Annotated in this window: 11 protein-coding genes; 2 read left to right on the top strand and 9 right to left on the bottom strand. The window is 49.5% G+C overall.

The genetic code is table 11. The features are described from left to right. Positions 1-144: 144 nt before the first annotated feature. Positions 145-477 carry a zinc ribbon domain-containing protein YjdM gene (locus tag EL111_RS00475; RefSeq protein ID WP_123795700.1) on the top strand — a complete coding sequence of 111 codons (333 nt, stop codon included), beginning with the start codon at positions 145-147 and terminating at the stop codon, positions 475-477. Positions 478-820: 343 nt separating this feature from the next. Here the strand turns inward: EL111_RS00475 and ftsX are convergent, their stop codons facing one another. The 6 genes from ftsX to gabT all read right to left on the bottom strand — a co-directional run bounded on the left by ftsX (position 821) and on the right by gabT (position 8,576). Next, positions 821-1,738: a permease-like cell division protein FtsX gene (ftsX, locus tag EL111_RS00470; protein WP_123795701.1), complete on the bottom strand. Its 918-nt coding sequence runs from the start codon at positions 1,736-1,738 to the stop codon at positions 821-823. Further along, entirely contained in the window at positions 1,735-2,385 is a 651-nt protein-coding gene (ftsE, locus tag EL111_RS00465; protein ID WP_123795702.1) for a cell division ATP-binding protein FtsE, read from the bottom strand. The genes ftsX and ftsE overlap by 4 nt, the downstream gene beginning before the upstream one ends. Before the next feature lie 364 nt (positions 2,386-2,749). Then, complete coding sequence (gene mltA, locus EL111_RS00460; protein ID WP_123795703.1) at positions 2,750-4,063, bottom strand: murein transglycosylase A; 1,314 nt, start codon at positions 4,061-4,063, stop codon at positions 2,750-2,752. Positions 4,064-4,563: 500 nt separating this feature from the next. Continuing rightward, complete coding sequence (locus tag EL111_RS00455) at positions 4,564-5,766, bottom strand: aromatic amino acid transport family protein (RefSeq protein WP_123795704.1); 1,203 nt, start codon at positions 5,764-5,766, stop codon at positions 4,564-4,566. Positions 5,767-5,865: 99 nt separating this feature from the next. Further along, positions 5,866-7,302, bottom strand: a complete 1,437-nt coding sequence (locus EL111_RS00450; protein WP_123795705.1) for an NAD-dependent succinate-semialdehyde dehydrogenase — start codon at positions 7,300-7,302, stop codon at positions 5,866-5,868. Between the two features lie 14 nt (positions 7,303-7,316). Continuing rightward, positions 7,317-8,576 (bottom strand): 4-aminobutyrate--2-oxoglutarate transaminase, encoded by a 1,260-nt coding sequence (gene gabT / locus EL111_RS00445; RefSeq protein WP_123795706.1) that lies wholly within the window; start codon positions 8,574-8,576, stop codon positions 7,317-7,319. 112 nt (positions 8,577-8,688) lie between these two features. Between gabT and EL111_RS00440 the strand changes: the two genes are divergently transcribed. Continuing rightward, positions 8,689-9,429: an IclR family transcriptional regulator gene (locus tag EL111_RS00440; protein WP_123795707.1), complete on the top strand. Its 741-nt coding sequence runs from the start codon at positions 8,689-8,691 to the stop codon at positions 9,427-9,429. A gap of 186 nt (positions 9,430-9,615) precedes the next feature. Here the strand turns inward: EL111_RS00440 and EL111_RS00435 are convergent, their stop codons facing one another. From EL111_RS00435 to EL111_RS00425, 3 genes are all read right to left on the bottom strand, one after another. Then, the gene (locus EL111_RS00435) at positions 9,616-9,906 is read right to left on the bottom strand and encodes a hypothetical protein (RefSeq protein ID WP_123795708.1); all 291 of its coding nucleotides are present in this window, start codon (positions 9,904-9,906) and stop codon (positions 9,616-9,618) included. A 68-nt stretch (positions 9,907-9,974) separates the two neighbouring features. Continuing rightward, positions 9,975-11,423 (bottom strand): decarboxylating NADP(+)-dependent phosphogluconate dehydrogenase, encoded by a 1,449-nt coding sequence (gnd, locus tag EL111_RS00430; protein ID WP_123795709.1) that lies wholly within the window; start codon positions 11,421-11,423, stop codon positions 9,975-9,977. Between the two features lie 657 nt (positions 11,424-12,080). Further along, positions 12,081-12,296, bottom strand: a complete 216-nt coding sequence (locus EL111_RS00425; RefSeq protein WP_123795710.1) for a DUF2061 domain-containing protein — start codon at positions 12,294-12,296, stop codon at positions 12,081-12,083. Positions 12,297-12,417 lie beyond the last annotated feature (121 nt).

The raw sequence follows: 12,417 nt of genomic DNA, 5'->3' as shown, positions 1-12,417 counted from the left end.
ATTTGCGGCGAAATGACAAACTGTACTCCCTCTGCCAACCGGCCGTCTGCGTTTTGGAGTTTGCAGACGGCTTTTGCTTTCCATCATTATTCTTTTTTTCAGATGTTATAATGATTCGCTGTTTTTTTGTTGAAGGAAATTAAGATGTCTCTACCTGCCTGCCCACAATGCCAATCTGAATATACTTATGAAGATGGTGATTTATTGGTATGCCCTGAATGTGCTCACGAATGGCGTGAAGGGGAAGCTGTTGCTGCTAATGATTTGTCGGTGGTTAAAGATGCCAACGGTACGGTTCTGGCTGATGGCGATACGGTCGTATTGATTAAGGATTTGAAGGTTAAAGGCAGTTCGATGGTTATTAAACAGGGTACGAAGGTAAAAGGTATCCGCCTTCAGGAAGGTGATCACAATATTGGTTGCAAGGTTGATGGTACACCGATGAATTTAAAATCGGAATTTGTCAAAAAAGCCTGATTGTTTTTTATTTTCCGGTATTTTGAATATTTAAAGCCGTCTGTATATTGGTTTTGCAGACGGCTTTATCTGTATATATTCTATATATAGTCGAATAAAATAAGAATGAGACAAGGCAGCGAAGCCGCAGACAGTACACATAGTACGGCAAGGCAAAGCAACGCTGTATCATTCTTATTTTAAATGACTATACTTTGTTTATCGACATTTTTTGCCTCTGCCGGACGGCAATCATTCTTGAAATTATCAAAGATTGTTTTCCTGTCATGTGATAGGACAATCTATCGTTTCTTCCATTCAAAAAAAACGGCCTGAACAATTTTCAGGCCGTCTGCATTTTTCTTTATTTTTTTGCTTTGAAACCCAACAAATGTTGGGTGGTTGCCAACCACGCACCAAACACACCGAGTGCGATGACAAAACCGAATACCAATACTATTTCGCTGCCATTAAAAAAACGCCAGCCGATATTGATGGCATAGGGTTTGAAAATCGCATCTACCATTGGCCGGACACTATTCAGCAACCATGCACACAAACCCAAACTGACAGCAGCGGAAAATACGCTTTGCCATACTGCCTGATACAGAAACGGACGGCGGATAAATGATGCGGGTGCGCCCAAGAGTTTGGTAATTTCGATTTCTTCCTTGCGGCTGAGAATCTGCAAGCGGATGGTATTATGCGCCACCAATACAAACGCCATACCCAACGTTACCGCCAAAAACCACAAAATCTTATGGATAAATTCATTGATTTGATACAGCGTGTGCACCCATTCGGTATCCATGGTTGCCGACTCAACCATCGGCAGTTTGGTTAAATCGGCGAAAATTGCCTGCATCTGCTCGGGCGTACTGTTTGCATCAGGGGTAACAATAAATACATCGGGCAGCGGATTATCGTCCAACATGGAAACCAAATTTTGGTCGAGATTGGTTTGCAATTCTTCCAAACCTTCTTGTTTGCTGATAAAACGGATTTGGTTCAAACGCCGGTCGCGCTGCAATAAATTCTGTACGGTGTCGTTGTCTGATTGTTCGGCAGCAGTATCCATATATACGGTAATCTGCGGCGACTCATTAAGTTTGCCCAATACGCTCTGCCCACTTTGCACACCCAAATATAAAAACAGCGGCAAAGTCATGGCGATTGCCAACATCAGTAGCGTCAACAACGTACCGACGGGCTGGCGCACCAGTTGCTTTAATGCGGTACGCGCAGATTCGGCATGCAGGGAAAGATAATGAACGATACTCATGCCAGCCGTCCCTTCTGTAAGCGCAAAATGCGGTGGCCGTAATCTGCCATCAGGGTTTCATCATGGGCGGCAACAATAACGGTTGTTCCTGCCTCATGAAAAGTTTTAAACAATTCCATAATATCCAAAGCATAAGCCCGGTCGAGATTTGCAGACGGCTCATCGGCAATCAGCAGGCTCGGCTGGTGCACTACGGCGCGGGCGATACACAAACGTTGCTGCTCGCCGCCCGACAGGGTTACCGGATCATCCGATTCCCGACCTTTCAATCCAACTTTTTCAATCGCGATACGGGCGCGCTCTTCCGCTTTGGCAGACGGATAACCGATGATACGCAACGGCAGGATAACGTTTTGCAACACATTGCGGTCGTACAGGATTTTGTGGTCTTGGAAAACAATGCCGATGTGCTGGCGCATGAAACCGATTTGATTGTCGTTGAGCGCACCCAAATCCTGATTGTTAAACCACACTTTGCCCTTGCTGGGTTTGGTAATGCCCGAAATCAGTTTCAGAACGGTAGATTTTCCCGAGCCGGAATGGCCTGCGATGAAAATCATCTCGCCTTTATTGATTTGGAAACTGACGTTTTTCAGGGCTTCAAATCCGCCCGGATAGGTTTTGGAAACTTGTTCGAAACGAATCATTAACAATCCTTAATCATTCGGGTAGTCCGATAATTAAAATATATGGAGTTATCCACATATTTATTCACAAACGTCCGATTGGGATATTTTTCCCGTACAGCAAGATTACTGAGAAAAAAACGCTTTGTATTGAAGCGGGATAAGCCTGATTATAAAGGTTTCACGATGATTTAGATAGTATCAGGTTTGCAGACGGCCTTTCCGGCATATTCTGTCTGTTGTGCGGAAAATGCACCCGTTCATGCCGTCTGTAAATTTATCCCGATTTTATCCACAGGAAAACGTCCGTTTTCCGTACCGCCGGCAAACCTGCATGCTTTACACTCTTTCACTCACGGCGGTATCTGTACATCTGCAAAACACGTTACGGGCGGTATTTGGGCTCCATACCGTTGGGCAAAAGCTGCCACACATAACCTGTGGTTTTCTGCTTACCGGCAACTTCGCCTGCCGCATCGCCGTAGCCCCAGAAATAATCCACGCGCACTGCGCCTTTAATCGCGCTGCCGGTATCCTGCGCCATAATCAGGCGGTTGAGTGCTTTGCCGGTAACCGGATGAGCGGTGGCGACAAACAGCGGCGCGCCCAAAGTAATATAGTGGCGGTCGACCGCACCGGCGTATTCGCCCATCAGCGGTGTGCCCAATGCGCCGATTGCGCCGTCTGCATTATCCAGTTTGCGGAAAAACACATAGCTCGGGTTTTGCCCCAATACTTCCGCCAGCTTTTGAGGATTCTGCTGCATATAGGCTTTGATGCCCTGCATGGTGGTTTGGCCGAGGGTCAGATAACCTTTATCCGCCATGTAGCGGCCGATGGATTTATAAGGGTGTTCGTTTTTATCCGCATAGCCCAAAGCGACTTTTTGACCACTCGGCGTTTGCAGCGTTCCCGAACCTTGAATGTGCATGAAAAACAGCTCTACGGGATCGTCGGCATAGCCCAAAATCGGCGCTTTACCGTTTAACGCGCCGCCGTTGATTTGAGAACGTGTGTGATACGGCACGAAGCGGCTGCCTTCAAAACGGCCTTTCAACGCCGTAGTGCGGGCAGTAATCGGGAATTTCGACAAATCGGCGGTATGGCTGCCCGCTTTATCAATCACACCGCTGTTTTGGCCGGTGGCACGGATGCGGACGGTGGATTTGCTGCCGCGCAAATTAGACGGCAGCGGCACGGAAACGAAATCGTTGGGAATGCCGTAAATCGGGAAACGTGCTTTGCCGGTCTGCTTCACATCGCCGTTCATCAATGGAATATAGTAACCGGTTACCGTACCGGCCTGTGAGCCGTTGCCGCTGACTTCCCACGGGGTGAAATAGCGTTCGAAAAAGGATTTGGCGGCAGCATGATGATTTCGCGTTTGTGCAGCTTGGGCACACACATCCTGCCAGCCTTGGCGGTTTTTCAATTTCTCGCAACCGCGTTTGAAAGATTTCAGGCTGTCGGCAAACTGCTGAATTTCCCAATGGGGCAAATCGCTGTGTTTGACCACAACATAAGACGCACCACCGCCCGGGCGGACAGTCGTACCCAACGCATGAGGCGTGCCGGTCGGCCGGTCGGGACCGTACACAACGGTATCAATCGGATATTTGGTACTTTTGCTCGGGCAGGCAGCAAGCAGCGCGGCAGTTATCCCCAACAAAGCGGTGCGAAACAGTATTTTATGCGTCATATTTCTCAACCCAAAACTGCAAAGCCGTCTGCATTTTCATTTTTCAGACGGCATAAAAAATCGGTTTATCAAATGCTTGATATGCTAACGGCGGATTCTAACACAGAAAAAGCATCAAGCCGTCTGAATATGCAGACGGCTTTTGTGCGAAACAGTTGTCCGATAACTGTTTATATGAATTTTAGAACAACGCGGCAAACTGCAACCGCTACAAAATCATGAGTAAAATTATGGTTCAGATGGTTTGTCGGGCAAGGCCGGAGCCGTTGTTAAAATAACTGTTTGGCTTGAGCCGAACCCTTGCGCCGGTTGTTCCGTTAAGGCGGCGGTATCCGCCCGAAGGAATGATGACAAGGCAGGTTTCGGATTTCCTATTGCTCCGCCCAAATTCTTTTTCCAATTTTCGATAACCGATAAAACAATAAGTGAAGCAAATACCGTTATAGCAAAAGCCGTCTGCAAAACATGGATTTTGCAGACGGCCTTCTATTCCCCGCATACTACCAACCTGCCGGCAACAGATCAAATTTCGCCAACACCGCATACACCGCACTCAGGCTGTACAACAGAAAAATCAATCCGTAAATATACGGGCGGCCCATCCATTTCGGACACGTCCATTCCGGCTCCCGGTTACCGTTTGCCCGCGCACCGCGCACAATCAGATACGGCACGATACTCAGCACCACGCCGCTGAACGCTCCGGCAAAATACAGTGCGTCCACAAATCCCACCATTCCGCTGTACGCCAGCGCAAACGGCGGCAAAGCAACCAAAGCCACTGCCAAACAACGCACTTTGATGCTGTTGTCCACCGGCAGATTGAAGCGGTCGGCGATATTGGTCAGAAAACTGCCGCCTATGCCCCAATAAGAAGTCAGCATCGCAAACAGCGCGAACCCGTTTGCCATAAAAAACGCCCAACTGCCTAAAGCCGTTCCCCAGCTGATGGTCGCCACTTGGCTGATATTGTCCAGCCCATTCAGCGAAATCACCGAAAGCGGCACCAGCGCAATCAGCGCAAACGTACACGCCATACCGGTTACGATTGCCTTGGGAAGCTGCGTGGGCGCATGTGCCAAACCGCGCGCCATTTCCGGTACGATATACTGGGCACAGTAAATAAATACCACCAGATTAAACACCGGAATCATATACATCCAGTCGCCGTCGAGCAAATGTCTGAAATCCGTGGTCGGAAACAGCAGCGTTGCCCCCACCAAAACCAACAGCATCGTTACCATCAAACCGGTAATCAGCTTCTCGCTGCGCCCCAAAGCCTTCAAGCCCAACCCCAATACCAAAGCGGCGGGAATGAAGAAAATAATACTGCCCAGCTTTTTATCGATACCAAACAAAGAATGCATCAAATCACCGCTGCCGCTCATATAAGCAATCAACGCACCCAGCGCATTTACCGCAACCGAAGCAAACATCAGCCATGAGCCGGCACCGCCGACATAACGCTGCGCCAAACCGCTCAACTGCTCGTGCTGGCGCGTCCGCAACGTCGCTTCCGCCACATACAGCATGGTTACGGTAGTAATGATGCCGACCACCACCAGCCAAAACAGCAGCGGCAGATAGCCCGCCTTGCGTGCCGCATAGGATACCGACAAAATCCCTGCGCCGATATTGGTACCGATAATCATCGCTACGCCCTCGGCAAAGGTTATCCTTTCTGTTTTCAACACATCAGACATTATTTTCTCCTTTGTTTTTATTTGTAGATTATTTGTTTTTACAGACGGCATTTCCGGTTTGAAATTGCAGTCATGCCGTCTGTAAAATGCCGGAATGTTTCAGCTTAAATCCAGACACAAATACTTCATTTCCAAATATTCGTCGATGCCGTATTTGCTGCCTTCGCGTCCCAGTCCGCTGGCTTTGATGCCGCCGAACGGAGCGGTTTCGTTGCTGATCAAACCGGTGTTGATGCCGACCATTCCGTATTCCAAAGCCTCGGAAACGCGCCATTGGCGGGCGGTATTTTCGGTAAACACATAGGCGGCAAGTCCGAATTCGGTGTCGTTGGCGGCGGCAATGACTTCCTCCTCTGTTTCAAACTCGAATACCGGACACAGCGGTCCGAACGTTTCTTCGCGGGCAACTTTCATCTGTGCGGTAACGCCGCCCAACAGTGTCGGCTCGAAAAACGTACCGCCCAAGCTGCTGCGTTTGCCGCCCGCCAGCACTTGCGCGCCTTTGGCGAGCGCATCGGCGATGTGTTCCTCTACTTTGCAGACGGCATTTCCGTCGATTAACGGCCCTTGGTTTACGCCTTCTTCCAAGCCGTTGCCCAATTTGAATTTGCCGGTTTTTTCCGCCAGCCGTCTGCAAAATGCTTCGTAAATGCCGCTTTGTACATAGACGCGGTTGGTGCAGACGCAGGTTTGGCCGCTGTTGCGGAATTTGCTTGTGAGCGTGCCCTCCACTGCTTTTTCCAAATCGGCATCGTCAAACACGATGCACGGTGCGTTGCCGCCCAGCTCCAAGCTGAGTTTTTTGATGTGTTTCGCGCTGTTGCGGAAAATCTCCGCGCCGACTTCGGTCGAACCGGTAAAACTGATTTTGCGGATAACGGGGCTGTCGGCGAAGATGCCGCTGATTTCGGCTGCACTTCCGCAAACGACGGCAAACAAGTCCTGCGGTATGCCTGCCCGGTAAGCCAATACTGCCTGTGCGTACGCGCTCAATGGTGTGGCGCTGGCGGGCTTTACCAGCATGGCGCAACCGACTGCCAGAGCGGGAGCGGCTTTGCGGGTAATCATGGCAGCGGGGAAATTCCACGGCGTAACGGCGGCGGTTACGCCTATGGGTTGGCGCAGCACCAGCATTTTCTGGCTGTTTTTCACGCTGGTCAGAATGTCGCCGTCAATCCGCCGTACTTCTTCGGCAAACCAGCGGATAAAACCGGCGGCATAGTCGATTTCGCCGCGCGCTTCGGCAAGCGGTTTACCCTGTTCCATCGTCATCAGCCGTGCCAGCGGTTCTTTATGCGCTTTCATCAGCCCGAACCATTCCCATAAGATGTCGGCGCGTTCCAGCGCGGTTTTTGCCGCCCACTGCCGCTGTGCCGACTGTGCTTTGGCAATCAGGGTTTCCAATTCCGCCGCCGATGTGCGGCGAACATATGCCAGCAGCGAACCGTCGGCGGGATTGGTAACGGAGAGGCCGTCTGCAAACGGCGTATCCCATGATACGTCGGGGTGGTTTAATAAGGTTTTGATGTTTTCCATAATCGCTCCGTTGTTTATTTTGTACGGGCGGCAGCAAAGGCTTCGCCAATGATGCCCAAGGCACGGTCAAACAATTCTTCTTCTATGGTCAACGGGAACAGGAAACGGATGACATTGCCGTGTGCGCCGCAAGTCAGCAGCAGCAAGCCGTGTTCCATCGCATATTGCCGGACGCGGGCGGCAAATTCGGGATCCGGCTGTTCGTCGTCGCCGAACTCAACCGCCACCATCGCGCCCAAGCCGCGTACTTCCGACACTTCGGGGGCTTCCAACCCTTGCAGAAACCCAATCAGCCTGCCGCCCAGCAAACGGGCTTTGCCGCAAAGATTTTCTTCTTCGATAACGTCCAGTACTGCGCCTGCCGCCGCCACGCCCAACGGGTTTCCGGCATAAGTACCGCCCAAACCGCCTTTGCGCGGCGCGTCCATTACTTCGGCGCGGCCGGATACGCCGCTCAATACGAAACCGCCCGCCATGGATTTTGCCATCGTCATGATGTCGGGACAGACATCGTAATGTTCCATTGCAAACAACTTGCCGGTACGCGCAAAACCCGACTGAACCTCGTCTGCAATCATCAAGATGCCGTGTTCGTCGCAGATTTCGCGTACCGCACGCATAAACTCCGGCGGGCAGACATTGAAACCGCCTTCGCCCTGTACAGGCTCCAAAATAACCGCCGCCACATCATGCGGCGCAATATCGCTCTTGAAAATACGTTTGATGCTTTTCACAGCTTCGGCAACGCTGATGTTTTGCGTTTTGGAAGGGTACAGTGCGTGGAATACTCCGGCAGGCATGGCACCGAAATCGGCGGAATACGGCAGCACTTTGCCGGTCAGGGCCAGCGTCAACAGCGTGCGCCCGTGGAACGCTCCGCCAAATGCGATAACGCCGTTGCGCCCGGTATAGGCCCGGGCGATTTTTACCGCATTTTCCACTGCCTCCGCGCCGCTGGAAAAAAACTGGCTTTTAACCGCTCCCCGGATCGGTACAAGCCGGTTGATACGTTCGGCCAGTACGACATAGCTTTCATAAGGCACAACCTGAAAAGCGGTATGGGTAAACTTTTCCAGCTGCGCGGCTACGGCGGCCACCACTTTCGGATGGCGGTGTCCCGTATTCAATACGCCGATACCGCCGGCAAAGTCGATGATTTCCCGGCCGTCTGAAGATTTAATCACAGCATTTTGCGCGCTTTCCGCAAACCAATCGCACATAACCGATGCACCGCTGGGCAGGGCGGCACACATTCTTTCTTGCAAATTACCCATGTTTCTCTCCTGAAAAAAATAGATTCCATATTTATTGTTCAATATATTGAACAACTGTTCAATATTAAGTACAATATAAATTCAACCCTTTCGCTTTGTCAATCGGAAAACAATGAAAAATTTATCCGTTCCCGCCATAGATAAAACCGTTAAAATCTTAAACTTATTAACAGAAACTGCTGTACCGCTGAGCGGTGCGGACATCGCCAAAACCTTAAATCTGCCGCGCAGCTCGGTACACGGCATACTCCAATGCCTGACCGATGCCGGCCTGCTGCGTAAAGCGGATGACCGGCACTTCGTATTGGGTGCGCATGTTTTATATTGGGCAAACGGCTTTACCGCGCAGCAGGACATTGTGGCTGAGTTTCATCAAGCCATTACCCAAATTCCCGAATTGAATGCCTATACCCTGACCTTATCCACGCTCAATCACGACCAAGTGGTCTATTTGGCCTGCCGCAACAGCCAAGCACCATTGGAAGTAACCTTCCGCATCGGAATGCAGCTGCCTGCGGCATTTACAGCTACCGGCAAAGCCGTATTGAGCCATATGTCTGATGAAGAAGTCGCCGCATTAATCACAACCTTTCCTGCCCCTTATACCGACAACAGCGTACGCAACCTGCCGGAACTGATGCAGGAGTTGGTACAAATACGCCGTCAGGGTTTTGCTTTGGATAACGGACAATTACGCTTGGGAATGTTCTGTTTCGGTATCGCCTTTACCGACTTGGGCGGACAGTATTACGGCGTAGCGGCCAGCCTGTCGGAACAGGAAGCCGATGAAGCCGCACGCACACGCCTGCTGGCCGGCCTGCGCCGTCTGGCAGACAAACTGTCCGCCGCTTGAATACGGTTAAAGCAATCCGAACAACAATGCCGTCTGAAACAAATCGATTTCAGACGGCATTGTTGTTTTGGAACGATATAGCAGGACAATAAAAAATGAGACAAAGCAGCAAGGCTAAAGACAATATAGGCCGAGACCTTTGCAAAAAAACAGGAAACGGACCAAAACTGCTTACAGGGGCGGGTTTTACATCCGTCCGAAGTTAATAAATACCTTGAAAGTTACCACTTCAAAAAGCCCAAGCGGGCGGGCGGGTGTAAAACCCGCCCCTGCAAGCCCTTGTAATGAATTTTGCAAAGGTCTCAGGCAACACGGTTCGGCAGACTTGCTGCTCCGGCAGTTTGGCCAAGCCTTTCTTTGAACGGGGTGCAGAAACGCCGCATCATTTTGTGTCAAATGACTATAAATTGAAGATTCAGGATAAATAATCTGAATAATACAAAGAATTTCAAACAGTAATCCGGCAGTTTTATCCAAACTCCGTTAACGGTACAAAAAAGGCCGTCTGTATATACAGACGGCCTTTATCGGCAAACCTATATTGTTTAAATATCATAAGTGGTGGAAGCGGTATCGCCGCCCTTGCCCGTCCAGTTGGTATGGAAAAACTCGCCGCGCGGTTTGTCGGTACGCTCGTAAGTGTGCGCGCCGAAATAATCGCGTTGGGCCTGCAGCAGGTTGGCGGGCAGCCGCTCGGTGGTGTAGCCGTCGAGGAAGGTAATGGCGGAAGCCATACACGGCATGGCAATACCGCATTCGATGGCTTTGGCCACTACTTTGCGCCATGCGGGCAGGCAGTTTTCCAATACGCCTTTGAAGTAAGGATCGGCACCTAAAAACACCAAATCGGGGTTGGCGGCATAGGCATCGCGGATATTGCCGAGGAACGCGCTGCGGATGATGCAGCCTTCGCGCCATAAGAGTGCGGTGTTACCGTAGTTCAATGCCCAATCGTTTACTTCGCTGGCTTCGCGAATCAGCATAAAACCTTGTGCGTAGGAAATGATTTTGGAAGCAAGCAGGGCTTGTCGCAGGGCGTTGACCCATTCTGTTTTGTCGCCGCCGACGGGGGTAATGGTTTTGCCGAACAGTTTTCCGGCTTCCACGCGCTGTTCTTTAAAGGCGGAAACGCAGCGGGCGAACACGGATTCGGAAATCAGCGTCAGCGGAATGCCCAAATCGAGGGCGTTGATGCCCGTCCATTTGCCTGTGCCTTTCTGTCCGGCGGTATCGAGGATTTTTTCAACCAAAGGTTCGCCGCCTTCGTCTTGATAACCCAGAATATCGGCTGTAATTTCAATCAGATAGGAATCCAATTCGGTTTGGTTCCATTCTTTGAAAATCCGGTGCATTTCATCATAAGAAAGACCGAGGCCGTCTTTCATAAACTGATAGGCTTCGCAAATGAGCTGCATGTCGCCGTATTCGATGCCGTTGTGCACCATTTTGACGAAGTGGCCCGCACCGTCGCGGCCTACCCAATCACAGCAAGGTTCGCCTTGCGGGGTTTTGGCGGCGATTGCTTGGAAAATCGGCTTGATTTCCGGCCATGCGGATTCGTCGCCGCCCGGCATAATCGAAGGACCGTTGCGTGCGCCTTCTTCGCCGCCGGATACGCCCGCGCCGATAAAGCGGATGCCTTGGGCAGCCAATTCTTTGGTGCGGCGGGTGGAATCGGGATAATTGGCGTTGCCGCCGTCGATAATGATGTCGCCTTCGTCCAACAGGGGAACGAGTTGTCCGATAAATTCGTCAACCACACTGCCGGCGCGTACCATCATCATGATTTTTCTTGGTTTTTCAAGTTTGTCAACCAAGTCCTGCAATGAATAAGCACCAATGATATTGGTGCCTTTGGCCGCGCCGTTTAAAAAATCATCTACTTTGCTGGTTGTGCGGTTGAACGCGACAACTTTAAAGCCGCGGTCGTTCATATTTAAAATCAGGTTTTGACCCATCACCGCCAAACCGATGACACCGATGTCGCCTTTCATTGTGGAAGCTCCATTATTAATTAAATTTATCGGGTGTAACTCTACTCCATTTACAGTTGATTAACAATCCTTAACTATTTAATTTTTTGAAAAGTTCGCTTTACGTTTTAGAAGGGTTGTTAAGGTGGGAAATGATGCAGACGGTTTGAGCAAATTAATTATATTTAAATTTATTTATAATGGATTTTGATTTTGAAGCCGGTGTTTTGTTGTGTATAACTTTTATTTCTTTTATTTTTTAAAAACTTAGCATGAAAAGATTTGTTTGATAACTGATATGGAAAACTGTTTGAAGATGTGGATAATTTTACAGACGGCATTAAAATTGTGTATAAGCCTATGGTTATGTACATTTTTGCAGACGGCTTTTACTTTTGTGGAGATTTAAGGAGGATTTGAGCAGAAATAAGGGTAATTTCCTTATCTTATTGTTTTTTAATAATGATAAGGTAATGTACACAAGCGTTTGAGATATGCTTTGATGATAAACGGCGATGCTGCTTGGGAAAGCTGCAAGTAAAAATTGTGGATAATTATTTTACGGCTTTCCGTTTTTATTTGTGGAAATCTTGGAAATGCTGATATTTAAAGGCTCTTAGAGCAGGAATAGGGTTGTGTATAATATTGTGCATGATTTTACAGACGGCATGATTGATTTTATGCACAATGCGGTACGGCCTTTTCTTGCGGTTTATCTGTGTGGCGGTTTTCGTAGTGCTTCCATGCTTTTTCGTGGAAATAGAAAGCAACGGTATTGACCATAGGTTCGACAAGGGCAACGGTACTTGAGATGCCGATGCTGCCGGTAAGAAGGTAGGTAATGCCGAATGCGACGCTGAAATGTAAAATGGCAAAAGTAAATGTTTTCAACATGGTATATTCTCCGTTTGATGCCGTCTGTAAAACGGCCGCCGTATGTGGGAAAAACTGTGTGTTGCTGCTTTTCTGATAATGGAATAATGATAATATCTATCATTTATAAAATACAGTTGTT

Origin of the sequence: Neisseria animalis, from assembly GCF_900636515.1 — a bacterium.
GTDB lineage: Bacteria > Pseudomonadota > Gammaproteobacteria > Burkholderiales > Neisseriaceae > Neisseria > Neisseria animalis.
The sequence above is the reverse complement of the archived record's forward strand: the minus strand, read 5'-3'. Positions and strand labels throughout refer to the sequence as shown.